Here is a 21,027-nt window from a genome sequence, read left to right on the forward strand (position 1 = left end):
GAGATCCGCTGAGCCGGGCTCCCGTCAGGGAACCCCGTACCCCACGGGGCAGATTCCGCGCACGGCGGCCGGCACTCTTTGCCTTCAGTGGGACTCGCGGCCGACCGCGTCGCCGGAGGAGCCTGTCAGGAAGTCGAGATCGGCTCCCAGGTGGGCCTGGGTGACGTGGTCGACGTACAGGCGCTCCCACCCGCGGGACGGGCGGGCGTGGCCGGTCGTGACCGGCTTCCTGGCGGCCAGCTCGGCCTCGGGGACGTCCACGTCGAGCCTCCTGGCGGCCACGTCGAGCACGATCGGGTCGCCGGTGCGCACCCTGGCCAGCGGCCCGCCGGCCGCCGCCTCGGGCGAGGCGTGCAGGACGACCGTGCCGTACGCGGTGCCGCTCATCCGGGCGTCGCTGACCCGCACCATGTCGCGTACGCCCTTGGCCAGCAGCCTGCGCGGCAGCGGCAGGTTGCCGACCTCCGGCATGCCCGGGTAGCCCCTGGGCCCGCAACCGCGCAGCACCAGCACCGACGTCTCGTCCACGTCGAGGTCGGGCGAGTCGAGCCGGGCGTGGACGTCCTCGACGCCGTCGAAGACGACCGCCCGGCCCCGGTGCCGCAGCAGTTCCGGCGAGGCGGCCGCGGGCTTGATCACGGCGCCGTCGGGCGCGAGGTTGCCGCGCAGCACGGCGATGCCCGCGTCGGGCAGCAGCGGATCGGCGCGCCGCCTGATCACGTTGCCGTCCCAGATCTCGGCGCCGGCCAGGTGCTCGACCAGGGGACGGCCGGTGACGGTGATGGCCGCGGGGTCGAGCAGGTCCTCCACCTCGCGCAGCACGGCGGCCAGGCCGCCCGCCCGGAACAGGTCGTCCATCAGGTGCCGTCCGGCCGGTTGCAGGTCGGCCAGCAGCGGCACGCCGGACCCGGTGCGGTCGAAGTCGTCGAGGCTCAGCTCGACGCCGAGCCGCCCGGCGACCGCCAGCAGGTGGACGACCGCGTTGGTGGAGCCGCCGATCGCGGCCAGCGTGACGATGGCGTTGAGGAAGGAGCCCCTGGTCATCACGTGGCTGGGCCGGCGGCCGGCCCGTACCAGCTCGACGGCGAGCCGGCCGCTGTCGTGCGCGCGTTCCAGCAGGCGGCTGTCGGGGGCGGGGGTGCCGGCCGTGCCGGGCAGCGTCATGCCGAGCGCCTCGGCCATGCACGCCATGGTCGAGGCGGTGCCCATCGTGTTGCAGTGGCCGCGGCTGCGGATCATCGACGACTCCGAGCCCAGGAACGCCTCGCGCGAGAGCGTGCCCGCGCGCACCTCCTCGCTGAGCCGCCACACGTCGGTGCCGCAGCCGAGCGGGACGCCGCGGAAGTGGCCGGTCAGCATGGGCCCGCCGGGCACCACGATCGCGGGCAGGTCGACCGAGGCGGCCGCCATGAGCAGCGCGGGGACGGTCTTGTCGCAGCCGCCCAGCAGCACCACGCCGTCGATCGGGTTGGCCCGCAGCAGCTCCTCGGCGGCCATGGCGGCCAGGTTGCGCCACAACATCGCGGTCGGGCGCACGTTCGTCTCGCCCAGGGAGACGACGGGCAGGTTGAGCGGGACGCCGCCCGCCTCCCACACGCCGTTCATGACGCCGCGCGCGACCTCGTCGAGGTGGGCGTTGCAGGGCGCGAGGTCGGAGGCGCTGTTGGCGATCGCGATGTGCGGCCGGTCCCCGTCGAACGCCTCGCGCGGCAGGCCGCGGCGCATCCAGGCGCGGTGGATGTAGGAGTTCCGGTCGTCACCGGAGTACCAGAGCGAGCTGCGCAGCGCCATGTGACCGCACATTAGCGGCAGTCCGGGGGATTCAGCATCGCCTGTAGAGGAATGGGCAAGTGCATGGACCACATAGACGCGTACTGGCGGGCGGCCAACTATCTGTCCGTCGGGCAGATCTACCTGCTGGACAATCCGCTGCTGGCCGAGCCGCTGCGGCCCGAGCACATCAAGCCGCGCCTGCTGGGCCACTGGGGCACCACCCCGGGACTGAACTTCTGCTTCGCCCACCTCAACCGGGTGATCTCCGAACGGGCCCAGGACATGATCTACATCGTCGGCCCGGGTCACGGAGGGCCGGCCGCGGTGGCGCACGCCTGGCTGGAGGGCTCCTACAGCGAGCGTTATCCGGACGTCTCGCAGGACGTCGCGGGCATGCGGCGGTTGTTCCGCCAGTTCTCCTTCCCCGGCGGCATCCCCAGCCACGTCGCTCCCGAGACACCCGGGTCCATCCACGAGGGCGGCGAGCTGGGCTACTCCCTCGCGCACGCCTACGGCGCCGCGTTCGACAACCCCGGCCTGGTGGTGGCCTGCGTCATCGGCGACGGCGAGGCCGAGACGGGCCCGCTGGCCGCGAGCTGGCACTCCAACAAGTTCCTCGACCCCCGGCACGACGGCGTCGTGCTCCCCATCCTGCACCTGAACGGTTACAAGATCGCCAACCCGACCGTGCTGGCCCGCATCCCCGAGCAGGAGCTGCTCAAGCTGCTGGAGGGGTACGGCCACCGCCCGCACCTGGTCGGCCCCTCGCACGAGGAGATGGCCGCCACCCTCGACACCGTCTTCGACGAGATCGCCGAGTACAAGGACGGCCAGGACCGGCGGCTGCCGATGATCGTCCTGCGGACGCCGAAGGGCTGGACCGGGCCGCGCGAGGTGGACGGCAAGCCGGTCGAGGGCACCTGGCGGGCCCACCAGGTGCCGCTGTCCGGCGTCCGGGAGAACCCGGCCCACCTGGCGATGCTGGAGGAGTGGATGCGTTCGTACCGGCCTGAGGAGTTGTTCGGCTCCGACGGCAGGCCGGTCGAGGACGTCCTGCGTACGGTGCCGCGCGGCCCGCTCCGGATGAGCGCCAACCCGCACGCCAACGGCGGCGAGCTGCTGGCGCCGCTGCGGCTGCCGGACTTCCGCAGGCACGCGGTGGAGGTCAAGTCCCCCGCCGTGCAGTCGAACGAGCCGACGCGGGTGCTCGGCGGGTTCCTGCGCGACGTGATCACGGGCAACCCGCGCAACTTCCGGCTGCTCGGACCCGACGAGACGGCCTCCAACCGGCTGTCGGACGTGTTCGAGGTCACCGACCGCGCGTGGGGGGCCGAGATCCTGCCCACGGACGAGAACCTGGCGCCGGGCGGCCGGGTGATGGAGGTGCTGAGCGAGCACCTGTGCCAGGGCTGGCTGGAGGGCTACCTGCTGACCGGCCGCCACGGGCTGTTCAACTGCTACGAGGCGTTCATCCACATCGTGGACGCGATGTTCAACCAGCACGCCAAGTGGCTGGAGTCGGCGCAGAAGATCCCGTGGCGGCGGCCGGTGGCGTCGCTGACGTACCTGCTGTCGTCGCACGTGTGGCGGCAGGACCACAACGGCTTCAGCCATCAGGATCCCGGTTTCCTGGACGTGGTCGTCAACAAGAAGGCGTCGGTGGTGCGCGTCTACCTGCCGCCGGACGCCAACACCCTGCTGTCGGTGGCCGATCATTGCCTGCGTTCGCGGGACTACGTCAACGTGATCGTCGCGGGCAAGCAGCCGGTGCTCGACCTGTTCACCATGGACGAGGCGATCGCCCACTGCACCCGCGGCCTGGGCATCCTGCCGTGGGCCTCCAGCGACCAGGGCTCCGAGCCGGACGTCGTCCTGGCCTGCGCCGGCGACGTGCCCACCCTGGAGACGCTGGCCGCCGCGGCCATCCTGCGCGAACACCTGCCCGAACTGAAGGTACGGGTCGTCAACGTCGTCGACCTGATGCGCCTCCAGCCGCCGTCGGAGCACCCCCACGGCCTGCCGGACGCCGAGTTCGACACCCTGTTCACCACCGACAGACCGGTCGTCTTCAACTTCCACGGCTACCCCTCGCTGATCCACCAGCTCGCCTACCGCCGCCACGGGCACGACAACCTGCACGTACGCGGCTACCGGGAGGAGGGCACCACGACGACGCCGTTCGACATGGCGATGCTCAACGACATCGACCGCTTCCACCTGGTCATGGATGTCATCGACCGGGTGGACGGGCTCGGTGCCAAGGCCGCGCACCTGCGCCAGCGGATGAGCGACGCGCGGTTGCGGGCCCGCGCGTACACCAGGGAGCACGGCGAGGACCCCGCGGAGATCAGGTCGTGGACATGGCCGGCCGAATACTCGTCCTGAACACCGGCTCCTCGTCCATCAAGTACGAGCTGGTGGACGTGGGCACCCGCGAGCGCCCGGCGCGCGGGCTGGTGGAGCGCATCGGCGAGGAAGGCGGGCGGCTGACGCACCACGCGGGCGAGGGGCCGCCGGCCGTGCGGGAGGAGCGTTTCCCCGGGCACGCCGAGGGGCTGGAGGCGATGCTGAAGGCGTTCGCGGAGGCCGGGCCCGCGCTGGACCCCGTCGCGGTCGGGCACCGGGTCGTGCACGGCGGCACCCGCTTCACCGGCCCGGCGCTGGTCGACGACGACGTGATCGCCGCGATCGAGGAGCTGGCGCCGCTCGCGCCGCTGCACAACCCGGTCAACCTGGCCGGGATCCGGGTGGCGCGGGCGGCGTTCCCGGGGGTGCCGCAGGTGGCGGTGTTCGACACGGCGTTCCAGCTCACGTTGCCGCCGCAGGCGTACACGTACGCGGTGCCGCGCGAGTGGGGCGTGCGGCGCTACGGCTTCCACGGCACCTCCTGCGCCTACGTCTCCCGCCGCGCCGCCGCCTTCCTCGGCCACGACCCGTCCGAGCTGAACCTGATCGTGTTGCACCTGGGCAACGGCGCCAGCGCGACGGCGATGTCCGGCGGGCGCAGCGTGGACACCTCCATGGGGCTGACGCCGCTGGAGGGCCTGGTGATGGGCACCCGTTCCGGCGACGTGGACCCGGCGATCGCCGGGTACCTCGCCCGGGTGCGCGGCCTCGGGGCCGAGGAGGTGGAGCACGCGCTCAGCCACCAGGGCGGGCTGCGGGCCCTGGCCGGGACGCTCGACATGCGCGAGGTACGGCGGCGCGACGACGAGGAGGCCCGCCTGGCCCTGGACGTCTACACCCGGCGCGTCCGCAAGTACGTCGGCGCCTACTACGCGCTGCTCGGCCGGGTGGATGCGATCGTGTTCACCGGCGGGGTCGGCGAGCACGACGCGGCCACCCGCGCGGAGTCACTGGCCGGGCTCGGCCGGCTCGGCGTCACCGTGGACCCCGAGCTGAACGCGGCGGCATCGGCGGCCGAGCGGGCGGTGTCGCCGCCGGGCGCGGAGGTGGCGGTGCTGGTCATCCCGACCGACGAGGAATGGGAGATCGCCCGCCAGGCCTTGGAGCTGATCCCCCGCCCCTGAAGCAAAGTGGATCAGGGACGGGTCAGGCCAGTGCGGGGGACGGCGGGCACCCAGAACTCGACCGTGGTGCCCCCGCCCGGCCGGGCGGCCAGGCTCCACCACCCGCCCGCCAGCTCGGCCCGCTCGCGCATCTCGATCAGCCCGAAGTGCCGGAGCCGCCCCTCCCCCTGCGGCGGCGGCCCGGTCCCGTCGTCGGCGACCCGTACGTGCACGCCGCCGTCGAGCGAGACCAGGGACAGGGTGATCGAGGTGGCGCGGGCGTGCTTGCGCACGTTCGTGATCGCCTCCTGGCAGATCCGGAAGATCGTGATGGCCGCCTCGGGCGGCGGGTCGGCGTCGAGGCGGTGGATGATCTCGAACGCCGGCCCGGCGTCGGCGGTCACCTGCCGCAGGTAGCCGGCCAGGCCCTCGACCAGCCCCTCCTGGTCGACGCCCGGCGGGCGCAGCTCGAAGGTCAGGTCGCGCAGCCGTCCGACGGCGGCCTCGACGGCCTCGCCGATGCCGCGCAGCTCGGCGGCCCGCTCGGGGGCGAGGCCGCTCTCCAGCACGCGCAGCCGCATGCCGACGGCGACCATGGACTGGATCGTGTCGTCGTGCACGTCGTAGGCGATGCGGCGGCGTTCGAGCTCCTGGGCGCGTACGAGGTGGGTGAGCAGCATGCCGCGCTCGTCGAGGGCGCGGGACACGTTGCGGCGCTCGGTCAGGTCGCGGGTGACCTTGCCGAACCCGCGCAGCTCGCCGCGGTCGTCGTGGAGGGCGGTGATGACCACGCTGGCCCAGAACCGGGTGCCGTCCTTGCGTACCCGCCAGCCCTCCTCCTCCCACCGGCCGTCGGCGACCGCGACCTCCAGCTCCATGGCGGGCTTCCCGGCCGCGACGTCCTCGGGCGGGTAGAAGACGGAGAAGTGGGCGCCGATGATCTCTTCGGCGCGGTAGCCCTTGATACGTTCGGCGCCGGCGTTCCAGCTCACGATCCGGCCCTGGGCGTCGAGCATGAAGATGGCGTAGTCGACGACGTTCTGGACCAGCAGGCGGAAACGTTCCTCGCTGTCGCGCAGCGCCTGCTCGGCCAGGCGGCGCTCGGTCAGGTCGCCGGTGACCTTGCCGAACCCGCGCAGCCGGCCCCGTTCGTCGTGGAGGGCGGTGATGACCACCCGCGCCCAGAACCGGGTGCCGTCCTTGCGCAGCCGCCAGCCCTCGTCGGCCACCCGGCCGGCCGTGGCCGCGCGGTCCAGCAACCGTTCGGGTTTGCCGGCCGCGACGTCCTCCGGCGGGTAGAACACGGAGAAATGGCTGCCGATGATCTCCTCCGCCCGGTAGCCCTTGATGCGCTCGGCGCCCGCGTTCCAGCTGGTCACATGGCCGGAGAGGTCGAGGAGGCAGATCGAGTAGTCGACGACGCTTCGGACGAGCAGCTGGATGTCATCGGACTGCTGGTCGTGGGCGGGCATACTGCAGCTTCGCACGGCCCGGCGGAGGACCGGAACCCGGTCACGCCCTGGAACGCTCCTGGGCCAGCGGGGTGGCCTGCGCGGTGGTCTGTGGGGTGGCCTGCGGGGCGACCTGCGCCGCCAGTTCGCACCACACCACCTTGCCGCTCTCGCCGTCCCCCGCGCCTCGGGTGACGCCCCAGCCGGTGGACAACGTCCCGATGACGTTCAGGCCCCAGCCGTCGGCCGGTCCCGGCTCGCGCGGGGTGGGCAGGCCGGGGCCGGAGTCGCGCACCTCGATCCGTACGTGGGAGGGGGTGCAGCGGATACGCAGGGCGGGCGGGCCGTCGCCGTGCACGAGCGCGTTGGTGATGAGTTCGGACACCACGAGCACGACGTCGTCGTGACGCCCGAGGTAGCCGCACCCGTCCAGCGCCTCGCGCGCCGTCTGTCGGGCCGCGGTGATGCTGCCCATCTCCTCCGGCAGCTGGGTGTCCACCTGGTACGGCCCAGCGAAACTGCCCATCCCCCTACTGTCGGGCAGCGCCGGACCCGATCACGAGACGCAGCGGAACCACCCCGCCTGGTACGGATGGGGGAACCCGTCTGGTGCATGTGCGTCAGTCGAGCAGCCCTTCCCGGCGCGCGACGGCCACGGCCTCCAGCTTGGAACGGGCTCCGAGCTTCTCCAGCACGTGCTGGACGTGGTTGCGCGCGGTGTTGCGGGCCACGCCGAGCCGGGTGCCGATCTCGACCGTGCTCGCCCCTTCGGCCAGCAGCCGCAGCGTCTGGCGTTCGCGTCCGGTGAGCGCCGCGCCGGGGTGGCGGACGCGGCCGGTCAGCCGGTCGAGCACGCCGGGCAGCAGGCCGGGTGCGAACACCACGCCGCCGGCGGCCACCTCGCGCACCGCCGACTCCAGTTCCTGAAGCCTGGACGACTTCACCAGCAGGCCCGCGCCGCCCGCCTCCACCACCCGGGCGGCGACGGAGGCGGTGGCCTCGCCGGTCAGCACCAGCACCCGGGCCCGCGGCGCGGCGGCCGCGAACCGGCCGATGGCCTCGATGCCGTCGCCGTCGGGCAGACGGCGGTCGAGCACCACGACGTCGGGGTGGCAGCGGGCGGTCTCGGCGAGGGCGGCGGCGAGGGTGCCCGCCTGGGCCACGACCTCGATGCCCGGCGCCTGGCCGAGCGCCAGGCCGATGGCCTCGGCCACCATCGCGTGGTCCTCCACGAGCAGCAGCCGGACGGAGGGAGTGGTCGGCATCGCTTCGTCTCGCTTCTCCTGCGGCAACGTCAGCAGCAGTCTCCCATCCGCACGCCACCCCCGCCCTCCGCTCCCGCACGCCGTGGAGGAGGAAGGACGGAGGCGAGGCGGGGGTGAGACGGAGGCGGGGCGGGCTCGGGGCGGAGGCGTACCGGGCTCGGGGCGGGCGTGGGGCGGTGGGGTGTGAGTTTTTCGCGCGGGGCTCGGAAGAGGGGCTTTCGAGGCGGCCGGAGAGCCGACGAGCGTTGGTAGGGTTGTCCGGAAATATGCGGATTTTGGATGGGTGGGATAGGTGGAGGTAGAGCAGACAGCGTTGCCGGGCATCGGGCTACGGCACGATTTCACCACCCGCGCCGGCCAGCGAGTGGGCATCGTCTCGCACCGCACCGGCCGCCGCGACCTGGTGATCTACGACAAGGACGACCCCGACCGCGCCTGCCAGACGGTCAAGCTGAACGACGAGGAGGCCGACGCCCTGGCCGAACTCCTCGGCGCCCCCCGGATCGTGCAGCGCCTCAACCAGCTGCACCAGCAGGTCGAGGGCCTGGTCAGCGTCCAGCTCCCGATCCCGCCCGGCTCCCCCTACGCCGGACGCGCCATGGGCGAGGCCCGGGTCAGGACACGTACCAGCGCCTCGATCGTCGCCGTCGTACGCGGCGGCCAGGTGTTCGCCAGCCCCGGCCCTGACTTCGTCTTCGGCGAAGGGGACGTCGTGGTCGTCGTCGGAAGTGCGGACAGCACCGCGGACGTCGCCGCCATCCTGGCTGACGGGTAGGACCGCGGGTGCACGAAACCGCGGTCATCTTTCTCGAATTCGGTGCTGTTCTTCTAGGTCTGGGAGTTTTGGGGGCGCTGGCGCTGCGCGTCGGCATCTCACCCATCCCCCTCTATCTGATCGCCGGTCTGGCCTTCGGGACGGGCGGCGTGCTGCCGCTGGCCACCAGCGAGGAGTTCATCTCGGTCGGCGCCGAACTGGGCGTCGTCCTGTTGCTGCTGACGCTCGGCCTGGAGTACAACGCCGACGAACTGGTCACGAGCCTGACGAGCAACGCGCGGGCCGGCATCGTCGACCTCGTACTCAACGCCGCCCCCGGGGCGATCTGCGCGCTGCTGCTGGGCTGGGGCCCGGTCGCGGCCGTCGCCATGGCGGGCGTCACGTACGCCACCTCCTCCGGCATCACCGCCAAGGTGCTGTCCGACCTCGGGTGGATCGGTAACAGGGAGACACCGACGGTGTTGTCCCTGCTGGTGTTCGAGGACCTGACGATGGCGGTCTACCTGCCGGTCCTCACGACGTTGCTGGCGGGCCTGAGCCTGGTCAGCGGGGCGATCTCGGTCGGGATCGCGCTCGGCACGGTCAGCGTGGTGCTGGTCGTGGCGCTGCGGTTCGGGCGCTTCATCGAGGCGTTCGTGTCGAGCCCCAACTCCGAGGTGCTGCTGCTGAAGGTGGTCGGGCTGGCGCTGCTGGTGGCCGGGCTGGCGCAGCAGCTCCAGGTGTCGGCGGCGGTCGGCGCGTTCCTGGTCGGGATCGCGTTGTCGGGGCAGCTCGCGCACGACGCGCAGGCGCTGCTCGCGCCGCTGCGCGACCTGTTCGCGGCGGTGTTCTTCGTGTTCTTCGGGTTCCAGACCGATCCGGCGAAGATCCTTCCCGTGGCGGGGCTGGCCGCGCTGCTGGCCCTGGTCAGCATGGTGACCAAGCTCCTGACGGGCGCGTACGCGGCCAGACGGGCGGGCATCGGCAAGGCCGGCCAGGCGCGCGCGGGCATCGCCCTGATCCCGCGTGGTGAGTTCAACATCGTCATCGCCGGCCTGGCGGTGGGGGCGGGGGCCCATCCCGACCTCGGGGCCCTGGCGGCCGCGTACGTGCTGATCCTGGCGGCGTTCGGGCCGCTGGCGGCCAAACTCGTCCAGCCGCTCATCACGGCCATCGCGAACAAGGCGTGATCCGCTAGTTTGTTCGTATGGCAGACCGCAAGCACGGGGTGCCCGCACCCCCGATCGAGACGACGATCCACGCCGACGACTGGGACAGGCTGGAGATCGCGGGTGAGCGTTTTCACCGGGTCCTGTTCCAGGGCGTCGACATGACCGAGCTGGTCGACCAGGGATCGTCGTTCGAGGAGTGCACGTTCAGGAACGTGCGGCTCAACGTGTCCACGCACGAGGACGCGCAGTTCCTGAACTGCACCTTCAGCCGGTGCTCGCTGTTCGACGCCACGTTCAGGGGGTGCAAGCTGACGGGCAGCATGTTCGACGGCTGCTCCTTCGGGCTGCTGAAGGTCGACGGCGGCGACTGGTCCTACGCCGGGCTGCCCGGCGCCGACCTGCGCGGCAGCGCCTTCCACGGCGTACGCCTGCGCGAGGCCGACCTGACCGGGGTCCGGCTCGAAGGGGCCGAGCTGCGCCGGGCCGACCTGTCGGGGGCCTGGCTGCACAGCGCCGACCTCACCGGGTGCGACCTGCGCGGCAGCGACCTGAGCACGCTCGACCCGCAGACCGTCACGCTCAAGAAGGCGGTCATCGACCCCTTCCAGGCCACGGTCCTCGCCGAGACGCTGGGCCTGGAGGTCCGCTCCTGACCCGGGGTCACTCCGGTCCAGGGCGCTCCTGATCCGGGGTCCGGTGCCGGGGCGCGGTCCGGGATGATGGCGGGGTGCCGATCGCCGATCTCAACGACGCCGAGCGGGCCGTGGCCGCCGCGCTCGCGCACGGCCGCGAGGTCGACCTGCGCGCGGGCGACCCCGCCGCCGACGACCCCGCGACCGCCGCCTCCTGGGGGCCCGAGCGTACGGTCCGGGCCGAGGTGCTGGCCGGGCTGCTGCTCGGCGGGTTCGACGAGCCCGCCGCCAAGCCTGGGCTCACCCTGGCCGGGGCGCGGATCACGGGCGTGCTGCACCTGGCGTTCGCCGAGCTGGCCTTCCCGATCACCTTCCAGGGCTGCGCCTTCGACCACAGCCCCGACCTCTACCAGGCCCGTACGCGTTTCCTCAGCTTCAGCGGCTCGCTGCTGCCCGGCCTGATCGCCTCGAACGTCCAGGTCGAGGGCAACCTGCGCCTGGCGGGCAGCCGCGTCACCGGCGAGGTACGACTGCCCGGCGGCCGGATCAGCGGCAACCTCGTGCTCAACGGCGCCCGCCTGAGCCACCCGTCCGGCACGGCCTTCAACGGCGAACACCTCGACGTGGCCGGCCACCTGCTCGCCCAGGACGGCTTCGCCTGCGACGGCACGCTCGTCCTGTCCTCGGCCCGGATCGGCGGGGCGGTCGAGCTGGACCGGGCCCGGCTGAACACGCCGGGCGGCACGGCCCTGGAGGCGTCCAACGTGATCGTCCAGGTCGGGCTGTTCGCGCGGAAGATGGAGGCCGACGGCGAAGTGAGCGTGCGGTTCGCCCGGGTGACCGGGCCGCTCACGCTGCGCGGCTCGCGTATCCGCCGGCCGGGCGGGCTCGCGCTGCGCGCCACCGGGCTCAACGCCGAGGCGGGGCTCTTCCTGGCCAACCTCCGCGCCGACGGCCAGGTCCGCCTGAACCGCGCGGTCATCGGCGGCACCCTCGGCCTGGAGGGCGCGCGGCTGAGCGCCCCGGGCGGCGTGGTGCTCGCCGCCGACGGGGTCACCGTGAACGGCTCGCTGCTCGCCTGGCAGGGGCTGCGCACCGAGGGCGAGGTCACCCTGCTCGACGCCACGGTCACCGGCCCGGCCCACTTCGAGGGCGCCACCATGGTCAACCCCGGCGGGCCGGCGCTGTCGGCCAACGGCCTGTCGGTCGGCAAGGTGCTCAACCTGTGCGAGGGTTTCTCCGCCCGGGGCCGGATCAGGCTGACCAGCGCCCAGGTCGGCAGCCGCCTGTGCTTCGACGACGCCACCCTGGAGGCGCCCGGCGAGGTGGCGCTGAAGTGCTGGCGGCTGACGGCCCCCGAGCTGGCGCTGCGCACGGCCGCGCCGGTCGTGGGCGTGGTGGAGTTACGTTACGCGCGCATCGGCGTCCTGCGTGACGATCCCGCTGGATGGCCGCGGTCGATGCGCATGGACGGGCTGTCGTACGAGGTGCTCGACCCGATGTTGCCGGCCGCGCGGCGCTTGCGGTGGCTGCGTACCGACCCGGACGGCTACCTGCCGGGCGCCTACGAGCAGCTCGCCGCGATGTACCGGCGGCTCGGCGGCGACGCCGACGCCCGCGAGACCCTGCTGGCCGGCCAGCGGCGGCGGCGTGCCGGCCTCCCCTGGTACGCCCGCTTCTGGGGCCACCTCCAGGACACCACCGTCGGCTACGGCTTCCGCCCCCTGCGCGCCGCGGGCTGGCTGCTCGCGCTGCTGGCCGCAGGCACGGTCGTGTTCGGGCTCGACCGGCCGCCGCCGCTGAAGCCGGGCGAGGCGCCGCCGTTCCACCCGCTGGTCTACACCCTCGACCTGCTGCTGCCGATCATCGACTTCGGGCAGGAGAAGGCCTACAACCCGCAGGGCGGCGCGCAATGGCTGGCCTGGGGGCTCATCGTGGCCGGCTGGGTGCTGGCCACGACCATCGCCACCGGCCTCACCCGGTCGCTGCGCCGGACCTGACCAGGACCCGAGCCGGGGCCGGTCAGCACAGCGCCATGGCCGTCTGCCACAGGCTGGGCAGCGCGGCCAGCACGTGGTCGCCGCGTCGCCGCCGGTCGGCGAACGTCGCCGCGCCGAGGTCGGCCAGCAGCTCCTCGAAGCCCTCCTCGTAACCGGGCGCGGCCCCGGCGGCCGCGCGTTTGTCCAGGCAGCGCGCGTACGTGGCGACCAGCCAGAAGACCGCCTCCCGGTGCAGCCCGGCGGCGACGAGCTCGCGGCTGCCGTCGATGGCGACCGGCCGTGCCTCGGGCGTGATGTCGGAGTCGAAACGGTAGGAGGGCGCCTTCAGCCCGGCCGTCGCGTCGAAGACCTCCTCCAGCGCCGCCAGGTGCCGCTCCACCCGCTCGGCGGTCATCCGCGCGCAGCCGAGCAGGTCGAGCAGGTGCTCGTGCCAGTCGAGCCGGCCGTGCCCGGCCAGCAGGTCGCGCAAGGCGGCGTACCGGCGGCGCACGGTCGGGTTGCGCAGCCCGGCGACCAGCAGGACGTGCGTGGTCACGCCGGTGCCGAACAGCCACGCGGCCACCTGCTCGGGGACGGGCGCGTTCTCGTCCATGGAGTTGATCCAGCCGCGCACGCGGTCCATCGCCTGCGTGCAGCGGGCCATGATCCAGGGCCGCTCGGCGAAGTCGCGGGCCACCAGGCGCTGGATCTCGCCCAGCCGCCCGGTGGGGTCGGCCAGCACGCAGGTCAGGTGGAAGCTGCCGGCCAGGTGGTAGTCGCTCAGCACCTCGTGGGTGGAGCCGATGGCGGGGACGCCGGAGACCTCCAGCAGGACGCCCTGGTAACGGAACTTGCCGATCCTGGGCGGCGGGTCGGCGACCACCATCACGTCCACGTCGGAGGTGGGGGCCAGCTCCGTGGCCGGATCAGCCCACAGCGCGGACCCGGTCAGGAACGCCCCGCCGAATCCGGGCAGCGCGACGCCCTCGTCGAGCACCCACTGCCGCGCGAGCTGCCTGGCCCGCTCAACCAGCATCAGCGTCCTCCCGGTCAGGGCCGCGGCGCGCGCCCCTGATCAGGAGGAACGCGCCCAGCACGACGAGCACCGCCAGCCCGCCCCAGATCCAGCCGGGGACGCCCGCCGCCGCGGCGGGCGGCCCCTCGGGGGCCGAGGGCGCGGCTGCCGGTTGAGAAGATGATCCTTTCACGACGAACGGGATTTCGCCCTCGATGGGGTGCCCGTCCGACGAAACCACCCGCCAGGCGATCACGTACGCGCCGGGGGCGGGCTGCCGGGGCACGTCGGCGACCACCGTCGGCCCGTCGGCCCGGGGTTTGCCGACCTCGACCGCCTTGCCTGCCGCGTCGTGCAGCACGACGAAGGGGAACTGGACGTGGGCGTTGAACTCCAGCTCGATCCGCTCGATCGCGGAGACCTGGGCGTTCTTGGCGGGTGAGCTGCTCTTCAGCGTGTCGTGGGCGAGCGCGGCGGTCGCCGGCAGCAGCGCCAGGAGGGCCGCGCAGGCGAGCGAGGCCAGGCGGACGGGCCAGGAGGACTTCATGAGGACTCCGATGCGGACGGCCGGACCGGCGCCGGGGCGCCGTCCGGGCACGGGACGGACGAGGAACGCGTCCAGGCCGGACGCGCGGACTTCAGCGGAGGCGGAGCCGCTGGGGTGGTCCTCGTCGGGTGAGCGTGCGGCAGGCGGTCCTGCCCATCGGAGCGGGGACGTCGGCGTGGGCCGGGGGACGCCGCGGCGGGATCGTCACCTCGACCGGCGCGAGGAGCAGCAGGGCGGTGACGGGGGGCGGCGCGGCGTACAGGCGGATCATGAGCCACAACGCGCGTTCGCCGCGGTGCAGCCACCAGGCGGTCAGCGCCGCCACGGTGAGGTGGACCAGCGTCATGGCGGGCGCGGGATGGCCATGGCCGGGGGCGACGCCGGTGGCCGGCGCGAGGCGTTCGAAGAGCTGGTGCAGGACGAGCTGGGTGAGCGTGGTCGCGGCCAGGACCGCCGCGGGGCCGCGCTCGCGCCCGCTGACCAGCAGGGCGGCGGCGAGCGCGGTGAGCACTCCGAGCGCGCCGCCCCAGAGCGGGACGGCCCCGCCGCCCGCGAGCAGGTGGCCGCCCGCGGACACGGCGCCGCAGACCGTCGCGAACACGACGGCCCGCGACAGGCGCAGCCATACCGACGCGGCGGACACAGCCGCCATCCTTACACAACCGCTACAGTTCCGAAGCGCAGGTTCCGCGCGCCCCGGAGAGGGCAGCTGACTCTGATGGACTTCGCCCGAGGCGATGGCACGGACCTGGAACTCACGGTCCGTCAGGAGTTGACCGACGCGGGTTTCAATGTCGAACCGTCCGTGCTGCCGATCGACGGCGGCCTGGGCGTCCGGCTCGACCCGGCTCGCGGGGTGGTCGTCGCCTGGTCCTGGGCGGGCGGCGAGACGGCCGGCCACCTGGTGGAGGTCGAGACCATCCGTACCGTCGTGCTGCTCGCGCTGCGGACGGTCCTGGCCCGGGCGGGCCACCAGATCCGGGAGGGTCAGGCGGGCCTGGAGCTGGTGGTCACGTCCTGACCTCGCGCAGCGGCGCGCCGACGGCGTGCAGGTGGCGCATGGCCTGGGCCCACGACTCGACGAGCCCGCATTCGACGTACGGGACGCCGAGCTCGTGGCAGTACTCGCGCACGATCGGCCGGGCCCGGCGCAGGTTGGCCGACGGCATGCCGGGGAACAGGTGGTGCTCGATCTGGTAGTTGAGGCCGCCGAGCGCGACGTTCATCAGCCGCCCGCCGCGTACGTTCCTGGAGGTCAGCACCTGGCGGCGGAGGAAGTCGAGGGAGTCCTCGGCGGTGAGCACCGGCATGCCCTTGTGGTTGGGCGCGAACGTGCAGCCGAGGTAGACGCCGTAGCAGGCCTGGTGCACGGCGAGGAAGACCAGCGCCTTGCCCGGCGGCAGCACCAGGAACACGCCGCACAGGTAGGCCAGGTTGTGCAGCACGAGCAGCAGCCCCTCGGTGCGGCCGCCCTTCACCCTGCGCAGCGCCCGGAACCCGGCCACCTTCAGGTTCAGCCCCTCCAGCGTGAGCAGGGGGAAGAACAGGAACGCCTGCCACCGGCCGATGAACCGCGGCAGCCCGCGGCTGGCCTCGGCCTGCCGCCGGGACCACACGAGGATGTCGGGCGCGACGTCCGGGTCGTGCTCCTCGTGGTTGGGGTTGGCGTGGTGGCGGGTGTGCTTGTCCATCCACCAGCCGTAGCTGAGGCCGACGGTCACGTTGCCGACCAGCAGCCCGGCGATCCTGCTGCGGCGGCGCGACCGGAACACCTGGCCGTGCGCCAGGTCGTGGGCCAGCAGCGTGACCTGGGCGAAGGCTACGGCCAGCAGCGCCGCGACGCCGAGCTGCCACCAGGAGTCGCCGACCGCGGCGAACAGCGCCCACCCGCCGGCGAACAGGGTGGCCACCAGGCCGATCCTGATCACGTAGTAGGCGGGCCGCCGCTCCATCAGCCCCGCCTGGGCGATGCGGCGCGACAGCCGCGCGAAGTCGCTCCCCCGGGGCGCGACGCGAGGGGTTTCCACCACGGTCAAGGTTCTCTCCGATGCTGGTGAGGTGGACGTGATCACTCCTCAGCATCGCGGTGGCGGCGGTCCGGCGGACCCCCGCTGTCACCCGTCCTCACGGTGGTGCAGGCCCTACCATCGGCGGCCGGGGCTCAGCGGTAGTAGCCCTCGACCGGCACGCTCGCCTCGGCGTACAGCGCCGGGCCCTCCTGCGGCACGTGCGGCCAGCCGCCGCCGGGTTTGAGGCCGGCGAGCTGCTCGTTGGACAGCGCGTACACCACGCGGCCGAGGCCGGAGCGTTCGATGGCGCCCGCGCACATGCCGCACGGCTGGCAGCTCGTGTACATGGTGGTGGCCGCCGCGGTGCCGGCGTCCAGCTCGCGGGCGGCCCAGCGGGCCAGCTTCAGCTCGGGGTGCGCGGAGATGTCGCGGTCGCCGGTGACCGTGTTGTGCGCCTCGGCCAGTACGTCGCCGTCCGGGCCGACCAGCAGCGAGCCGAAGGGGGCCTCGCCGCTCGCGCGGGCTCCGGCGGCCAGCTCGATGGCCCGGTGCAGGAAGGTCTCGTCGTCGGGGGTCATTCGTCGTCCTCCTTGGGGTCGTACGGGTCCAGGTCCCAGTGGTCGGCCACGGTGGCGAGCGCGCGCCAGGCCGTCTGGGGGTGCAGCGTATCGGCCGGGTCGCCGTCGAACGGGTCGAGCACGACGGTGTCGGCGCCGAGCCGCCGCAGCTCGTCGAGGTCGGCCACGATCTGGCCGATCGTGCCCTCGCCGGCGCGCCTGCCGGGGCCGGTGACCGGCTCGGCGGTCAGCCGCAGCACGATGCGGGGCGCGAACGCGGGCGCCGGGCGGCCCAGCTCGGCGGCGACGTCCGCCAGCCGGCCGGCCGCCTCCCGCAACCACGGGAGGGTGTTGCGCAGGGGGTGCCACGCCTGGCCGAGCCGTACGGCGCGGCGCAGGCCGGCCTCGCCGTTGCCGCCGACCCAGAAGGGGATCGGCCCGGCGCGGTAGTCGTCGCCGTCGGCCCAGGCGGCCCGCATGGCCAGGAGGTGGTCGTCGGTCAGCCGCCCGCGCCGCTCGAACGGCACGCCGAGCGCCTCGAACTCCTGGCGGGCCCAGCCCACGCCGACGCCGAGCACCAGCCGGCCGCCGCTGAACCGGTCGAGGTTGGCCGCCATCCGCGCCATGAGCAGGGGATGCCGGTACGGCACGATGAGCACCGAGGTGCCGAGCCTGATCCGGTCGGTGGCGCCGGCCAGCCAGGCGAGCGTGGTGAACGGCTCGTAGAAGGGCACCGGGTACTGCTCGGCGACGTCGGGCGTCACCGCCAGGTGGTCGGAGATCGTCAGCAGGTCGTAGCCGAGGGCCTCCGCCGTACGCGCCCACCGCCGCAGCACGTCCGGGTCGGTCCCCGGCCCGAAGTTCGGTACGTTCACGCCGATTCTCATGACACCGAACGCTACCCAGGACCGCCCGCCCGGCTGAAGACCGAGGTCACGGCGTACGGCGGCGATCGCCGTGGATCTACCGGTATATTCACCCGATGACCGAGGATCTCGACGACACCGACTGGACGATCCTGGTGGAGCTCCAGCGGGACGGCCGGGTGCCGCTCACCGAGCTGGGCCGCCGGGTCAACCTCAGCGCCTCGGCGACCACCGAGCGGGTCAGGCGGCTGGAGTCCTTGGGGGTCATCGCCGGCTACCGGGCCGAGATCGACCTGGCCACCGCCAGGTCGTGCGTGATGGCCGTCGTCCGCCTGAAGTATCCCGGCAGCCGCCACGAGCCGCTGCGCCGCCTGCTCGGCGAGCGCCCGGAGATCCTGGAGTGCCTGCGTACCACCGGCGAGGACTGCTACACGCTGAAGGTCGCGGCCGGCTCGATGCCCCATCTCGAACGGGTCATCGACGAGCTGGCCGGGTTCGGCAGCACCACGACCAACATCGTCTACAGCCAGACCCTGCCCTACCGGGGCCCGGCCGCCCCGCCCGCCCGGCCCTGACCCGGCGCCCCCGCCGCCCGGGGACGGCAGGACCGCTCCACCGCACTCAGCGCGGCGGCGGGGGGACCTCCCGCGGAACGGCGCGGCGGGGACGCCGGGACCTCCGGAGGCGGAGGGGATCAGATCGGCTGCAGCGCGGGCGTCGTGCGCGGGGCAGCCTCGTCGCCGTAGATGTGCAGGTCGGCGCGGAAGGCCCGCAGGTACGCCCGCCGGTCGTGGAACGTGGTCGCCAGCGCGTCGCCGTAGTCGATGAGCTGGCGGTGCGCCTGCCGGCGCGGCTCGTAGCGGGCCTGGAGCAGCTTGTCCAGCAGGGCCTGGTCGCCGCCGGCCGCGGAGATGACGTCGGCGAGGATCTCGGCGTCGTACAGGGTGTAGCTCATGCCCATGCCGGTCATGGGGTGGCAGGCGAAGGCGGCCGAGCCGAGCAGCGCGGCGTTGCCCTTGTGGTAGGCCCCCACCCGCAGCGAGGAGACCCTGATCGGGTGCCAGGCGGCGGCGGGGAGGGAGCCGAAGGCGTCGGTGCTGTCGGTGACGAAGCCCCTCAGCAGGTCGACCAGGCTCGCGCCGCCCCCGCCGAAGACCGCGTCGTCCTGCTCGGGGGGCAGCCCGACGAACACCCGCGCCTGGTCCCTGTCGAGCGGGTAGAGGTAGGCGAGCCAGCCGCCGGAGCTGAAGTAGAGCCGGTTGAGCTGGGCGACGCTGGCGCTGAGCGGCACGGTGGCCACCCGCATCAGCAGCCGGTCGTACGGCATGGCGACCTGGTCGATGTCCAGCGCCCGGCGGATGGCCGACTTGGTGCCGTCGGCGCCCACGACCACGTCGGCGCGCAGCCGGCTGCCGTCCGACAGCGTCAGCAGCTCGATGCGGTCGCCCTCGCGCTCGACGCGTTCGATGGCGGCGTCGAAGCAGAACTCGACGCCCTCCATCGCGCAGCAGGCGTAGATGAGCTCGACCAGCTCCCGGTAGGGGCGGATGAGGAAGCCGCCGTCGGGGAAGCGGCACTCCCTGATCGGCTCGCCGTCGTGGTAGTAGCGGATGAGGTCGCGCCGCAGGCCGTGGCGCTCGACGAGCTCGGCCAGCCCGTGCCGGGCCAGCACCCGCAGGCCGGGGGGCTTGAGGAAGTCGGCGCCCGCGCTCGGGATCGAGGGTCCCTGCTCGATGACGACGACGCGCTGACCGCGGCGGCGCAGCAGCAGTGCGAGGAAGCAGCCGCCGAGCCCGGCGCCGACGATTGCCACGTCGCACGATGTGGTTGCCATGACGAGAGCCCTTCTCGAAGTTGAACTAGACGTGCGTGGTTCCGTAGGTCTCCGAGCTCTCGGCAGCCCGGGGCCTCGGGATGTGATCCCTGGGGGTCGTGCGGGTCTCGACAGGCAGCAGCGCGTCGGCCTCCGCCGCGACGGTGGCGAGGGTCATGCGCAGCTCCAGCAGCAGCCGGCGCGGCACCTTGATCATGTCGTCGCCCGGGTCGGTCCGCAGCCGGGTGATCTTGGTGAGTGCGATGGCCCCGATGAACACCGAGATGGCCACGCACATGGCGAGCGCGCCCGCCACCCCGGCCAGCGGGCCGGTCAGGATGAACGGGTGGTCGATGACGAGGGACACCACGGCGATGCCGACGGCCCCGCCGACCATGCGGGCCATGGTGGCCGCGCCGACGGCGGAGGCGTACTGGCTGGGGTGGGCGGCCAGGGTGGTGGCCACGGAGGTGCCCGGCGCCAGCGCGCCGACGCCCATGCCGACCACGACGCTGGCGATCAGGCCCCACACGGTCGGCCCGGACTGGGTCAGCGCGAGCACGCACGCGCCGCCGCAGAGCAGCGAGCCGGCGTAGATGAGGCCGTACGCGCCGATGTGCTTGAGCAGCTTGCCGGCCACGTAGCTGGTCACCACGACGGCCACCGAGGTGGGCGTGAGCCACATGGCCACTTCCAGCATCGGGTAGCCCAGGTGGAGCAGGTACAGCGGCTGCACGGTGAGCAGCCCGTACGACAGGGCGCCGAAGAACCAGGTGGCCAGCCAGCCCCAGACGAACTTGCGCTGCCGCCACAGGGCCAGGTCGATCGCGGGCATGCGGTGGTGCCTGGCCTGGGCCAGGGCCCCGCCGAGCAGCGCGAAGGCGGCGACGGCCAGCCACACGACGTCCAGGCCCCAGGCCATGGCCTTGGAGATGGCCAGGACGATCACCGCGATCCCGGCGGCCAGCAGCCACGCGCCGAGCACGTCCGGCACGCCCTTGGCCGTACCGCGTTTGCCCGAGGGAAGCGCGGCGCAGGCGATCAGGAGCGCGATGCCGATGACGACGTCGGGCACGAACAGGGCGCGCCAGTCGACGGTGGCGGCCAGCCAGCCGCCGCCGGCCTGCATGAGCAGGCAGCCGAGCCCGGAGGCCGAGCTCCACAGGGCGATCGCGCCCCGGCGCTGCGACTCGGGCAGCTCCCCGAGCAGCAGGCCCAGACTGGCCGGGATCATCGCCGCCGCGCCCGCGCCCTGCACCGCCCGCGCGGCCAGCACGAACGACCAGGACGAGGCGGCCACGGTGGCGACCCCACCGGCCACGAACACCACCAGCCCGAACGCCAGCACCCGGCGGCGGCCGAACAGGTCGGCCCAGCGTCCGGCCGTGGCCAGCAGCGCGGCGATCGGGATGAAGGCGGCGCTGGTCAGCCAGACCAGGTCGCCGAGCGGCATGCCGGCGCCCGCGGGGGTGTAGCGCAGCACGCCGACGGCCAGGGTGGTGGCCGTGGTGTCGGCCATCACGGTCAGCATCACACCCGCGCCGACCAGCCGCAGCATGACGGCGTGACGGCGGGTCACGCCGGTTCCCCTGACGGCCACTGGTGTCTCACGCACTCGGTCCTCCTCGCAAAAGAGCCTCAGGTTCCACGCCGGCCGGCACACTCCGGTGGTGCGACCGGCGCGG

The 21,027-nt window shown here is 73.3% G+C and carries 20 protein-coding genes; 8 read left to right on the plus strand and 12 right to left on the minus strand.

The features are described from left to right. Window positions 1–84: 84 nt before the first annotated feature. Window positions 85–1,791, minus strand: coding sequence for an IlvD/Edd family dehydratase (locus DMB42_RS25885; protein WP_125637592.1), 1,707 nt, complete (start codon window positions 1,789–1,791; stop codon window positions 85–87). Between the two features lie 63 nt (window positions 1,792–1,854). Here DMB42_RS25885 and DMB42_RS25890 point away from each other — a divergent pair, with 63 nt between their 5' ends. Next, window positions 1,855–4,158 (plus strand): phosphoketolase, encoded by a 2,304-nt coding sequence (locus tag DMB42_RS25890; RefSeq protein WP_260477943.1) that lies wholly within the window; start codon window positions 1,855–1,857, stop codon window positions 4,156–4,158. Continuing rightward, complete coding sequence (locus tag DMB42_RS25895; RefSeq protein WP_125637594.1) at window positions 4,134–5,303, plus strand: acetate/propionate family kinase; 1,170 nt, start codon at window positions 4,134–4,136, stop codon at window positions 5,301–5,303. Before DMB42_RS25890 ends, DMB42_RS25895 begins: the two co-directional genes overlap by 25 nt. An 11-nt stretch (window positions 5,304–5,314) precedes the next feature. Here DMB42_RS25895 and DMB42_RS25900 read toward each other — a convergent pair whose 3' ends face one another. The 3 genes from DMB42_RS25900 to DMB42_RS25910 form a co-directional block, all read right to left on the minus strand. Beyond that, on the minus strand, window positions 5,315–6,754 hold the full coding sequence (locus tag DMB42_RS25900) for a PAS domain S-box protein (protein WP_125637595.1): 1,440 nt from the start codon (window positions 6,752–6,754) through the stop codon (window positions 5,315–5,317). 40 nt (window positions 6,755–6,794) lie between these two features. After that, on the minus strand, window positions 6,795–7,259 hold the full coding sequence (locus DMB42_RS25905; protein ID WP_125637596.1) for an ATP-binding protein: 465 nt from the start codon (window positions 7,257–7,259) through the stop codon (window positions 6,795–6,797). A gap of 94 nt (window positions 7,260–7,353) precedes the next feature. Beyond that, on the minus strand, window positions 7,354–7,998 hold the full coding sequence (locus DMB42_RS25910) for a response regulator transcription factor (RefSeq protein ID WP_125637597.1): 645 nt from the start codon (window positions 7,996–7,998) through the stop codon (window positions 7,354–7,356). 292 nt (window positions 7,999–8,290) lie between these two features. Here DMB42_RS25910 and DMB42_RS25915 point away from each other — a divergent pair, with 292 nt between their 5' ends. The 4 genes from DMB42_RS25915 (at window position 8,291) to DMB42_RS55165 (ending at window position 12,556) form a co-directional block, all read left to right on the plus strand. Then, window positions 8,291–8,773, plus strand: a complete 483-nt coding sequence (locus DMB42_RS25915) for a cation:proton antiporter regulatory subunit (protein WP_125637598.1) — start codon at window positions 8,291–8,293, stop codon at window positions 8,771–8,773. An 8-nt stretch (window positions 8,774–8,781) separates the two neighbouring features. Continuing rightward, on the plus strand, window positions 8,782–9,942 hold the full coding sequence (locus DMB42_RS25920; protein ID WP_125637599.1) for a cation:proton antiporter: 1,161 nt from the start codon (window positions 8,782–8,784) through the stop codon (window positions 9,940–9,942). Between the two features lie 17 nt (window positions 9,943–9,959). Then, window positions 9,960–10,577: a pentapeptide repeat-containing protein gene (locus tag DMB42_RS25925; protein WP_125637600.1), complete on the plus strand. Its 618-nt coding sequence runs from the start codon at window positions 9,960–9,962 to the stop codon at window positions 10,575–10,577. Between the two features lie 74 nt (window positions 10,578–10,651). Next, window positions 10,652–12,556: a hypothetical protein gene (locus DMB42_RS55165; RefSeq protein WP_125637601.1), complete on the plus strand. Its 1,905-nt coding sequence runs from the start codon at window positions 10,652–10,654 to the stop codon at window positions 12,554–12,556. Between the two features lie 22 nt (window positions 12,557–12,578). Here DMB42_RS55165 and DMB42_RS25935 read toward each other — a convergent pair whose 3' ends face one another. The 3 genes from DMB42_RS25935 to DMB42_RS25945 form a co-directional block, all read right to left on the minus strand. Then, complete coding sequence (locus DMB42_RS25935; protein WP_125637602.1) at window positions 12,579–13,571, minus strand: hypothetical protein; 993 nt, start codon at window positions 13,569–13,571, stop codon at window positions 12,579–12,581. Continuing rightward, complete coding sequence (locus DMB42_RS25940) at window positions 13,561–14,097, minus strand: copper resistance CopC family protein (RefSeq protein ID WP_125637603.1); 537 nt, start codon at window positions 14,095–14,097, stop codon at window positions 13,561–13,563. Before DMB42_RS25940 ends, DMB42_RS25935 begins: the two co-directional genes overlap by 11 nt. Window positions 14,098–14,188: 91 nt before the next feature. Continuing rightward, window positions 14,189–14,740, minus strand: coding sequence for a hypothetical protein (locus tag DMB42_RS25945; RefSeq protein WP_125637604.1), 552 nt, complete (start codon window positions 14,738–14,740; stop codon window positions 14,189–14,191). A gap of 75 nt (window positions 14,741–14,815) precedes the next feature. On the opposite strand from DMB42_RS25945, the gene DMB42_RS25950 reads away from it, so the two are divergent. Beyond that, on the plus strand, window positions 14,816–15,118 hold the full coding sequence (locus DMB42_RS25950; protein WP_125637605.1) for a hypothetical protein: 303 nt from the start codon (window positions 14,816–14,818) through the stop codon (window positions 15,116–15,118). Here the strand turns inward: DMB42_RS25950 and DMB42_RS25955 are convergent. The 3 genes from DMB42_RS25955 to DMB42_RS25965 form a co-directional block, all read right to left on the minus strand. Then, on the minus strand, window positions 15,108–16,049 hold the full coding sequence (locus DMB42_RS25955) for an acyl-CoA desaturase (protein WP_125637747.1): 942 nt from the start codon (window positions 16,047–16,049) through the stop codon (window positions 15,108–15,110). The genes DMB42_RS25950 and DMB42_RS25955 overlap by 11 nt on opposite strands. A gap of 209 nt (window positions 16,050–16,258) precedes the next feature. Continuing rightward, window positions 16,259–16,684 (minus strand): nucleoside deaminase, encoded by a 426-nt coding sequence (locus DMB42_RS25960; protein WP_125637606.1) that lies wholly within the window; start codon window positions 16,682–16,684, stop codon window positions 16,259–16,261. Continuing rightward, window positions 16,681–17,550 carry an LLM class flavin-dependent oxidoreductase gene (locus DMB42_RS25965; RefSeq protein WP_125637607.1) on the minus strand — a complete coding sequence of 290 codons (870 nt, stop codon included), beginning with the start codon at window positions 17,548–17,550 and terminating at the stop codon, window positions 16,681–16,683. Before DMB42_RS25965 ends, DMB42_RS25960 begins: the two co-directional genes overlap by 4 nt. A 95-nt stretch (window positions 17,551–17,645) precedes the next feature. Here DMB42_RS25965 and DMB42_RS25970 point away from each other — a divergent pair, with 95 nt between their 5' ends. After that, window positions 17,646–18,104: an Lrp/AsnC family transcriptional regulator gene (locus tag DMB42_RS25970; RefSeq protein ID WP_125637608.1), complete on the plus strand. Its 459-nt coding sequence runs from the start codon at window positions 17,646–17,648 to the stop codon at window positions 18,102–18,104. Window positions 18,105–18,223: 119 nt separating this feature from the next. Here DMB42_RS25970 and DMB42_RS25975 read toward each other — a convergent pair whose 3' ends face one another. Continuing rightward, the gene (locus tag DMB42_RS25975) at window positions 18,224–19,363 is read right to left on the minus strand and encodes an FAD-dependent oxidoreductase (protein WP_125637609.1); all 1,140 of its coding nucleotides are present in this window, start codon (window positions 19,361–19,363) and stop codon (window positions 18,224–18,226) included. Window positions 19,364–19,388: 25 nt separating this feature from the next. Further along, complete coding sequence (locus tag DMB42_RS25980) at window positions 19,389–20,957, minus strand: MFS transporter (RefSeq protein ID WP_125637610.1); 1,569 nt, start codon at window positions 20,955–20,957, stop codon at window positions 19,389–19,391. Between the last annotated feature and the right edge of the window lie 70 nt (window positions 20,958–21,027).

The organism is Nonomuraea sp. WAC 01424, assembly GCF_003947315.1.
Lineage (GTDB): Bacteria > Actinomycetota > Actinomycetes > Streptosporangiales > Streptosporangiaceae > Nonomuraea > Nonomuraea spiralis.

What these genes read in the sequence shown, in the direction of transcription:
- DMB42_RS25885 (WP_125637592.1), bottom strand. Translation starts at nt 1,791, where the DNA reads ATGGCGCTGCGCAGCTCGCTCTGGTACTCCGGTGACGACCGGAACTCC.
- DMB42_RS25890 (WP_260477943.1), top strand. Translation starts at nt 1,855, where the DNA reads ATGGACCACATAGACGCGTACTGGCGGGCGGCCAACTATCTGTCCGTC.
- DMB42_RS25895 (WP_125637594.1), top strand. Translation starts at nt 4,134, where the DNA reads ATGGCCGGCCGAATACTCGTCCTGAACACCGGCTCCTCGTCCATCAAG.
- DMB42_RS25900 (WP_125637595.1), bottom strand. Translation starts at nt 6,754, where the DNA reads ATGCCCGCCCACGACCAGCAGTCCGATGACATCCAGCTGCTCGTCCGA.
- DMB42_RS25905 (WP_125637596.1), bottom strand. Translation starts at nt 7,259, where the DNA reads ATGGGCAGTTTCGCTGGGCCGTACCAGGTGGACACCCAGCTGCCGGAG.
- DMB42_RS25910 (WP_125637597.1), bottom strand. Translation starts at nt 7,998, where the DNA reads ATGCCGACCACTCCCTCCGTCCGGCTGCTGCTCGTGGAGGACCACGCG.
- DMB42_RS25925 (WP_125637600.1), top strand. Translation starts at nt 9,960, where the DNA reads ATGGCAGACCGCAAGCACGGGGTGCCCGCACCCCCGATCGAGACGACG.
- DMB42_RS25935 (WP_125637602.1), bottom strand. Translation starts at nt 13,571, where the DNA reads ATGCTGGTTGAGCGGGCCAGGCAGCTCGCGCGGCAGTGGGTGCTCGAC.
- DMB42_RS25940 (WP_125637603.1), bottom strand. Translation starts at nt 14,097, where the DNA reads ATGAAGTCCTCCTGGCCCGTCCGCCTGGCCTCGCTCGCCTGCGCGGCC.
- DMB42_RS25950 (WP_125637605.1), top strand. Translation starts at nt 14,816, where the DNA reads ATGGACTTCGCCCGAGGCGATGGCACGGACCTGGAACTCACGGTCCGT.
- DMB42_RS25955 (WP_125637747.1), bottom strand. Translation starts at nt 16,049, where the DNA reads ATGGAGCGGCGGCCCGCCTACTACGTGATCAGGATCGGCCTGGTGGCC.
- DMB42_RS25960 (WP_125637606.1), bottom strand. Translation starts at nt 16,684, where the DNA reads ATGACCCCCGACGACGAGACCTTCCTGCACCGGGCCATCGAGCTGGCC.
- DMB42_RS25965 (WP_125637607.1), bottom strand. Translation starts at nt 17,550, where the DNA reads ATGAGAATCGGCGTGAACGTACCGAACTTCGGGCCGGGGACCGACCCG.
- DMB42_RS25970 (WP_125637608.1), top strand. Translation starts at nt 17,646, where the DNA reads ATGACCGAGGATCTCGACGACACCGACTGGACGATCCTGGTGGAGCTC.
- DMB42_RS25975 (WP_125637609.1), bottom strand. Translation starts at nt 19,363, where the DNA reads ATGGCAACCACATCGTGCGACGTGGCAATCGTCGGCGCCGGGCTCGGC.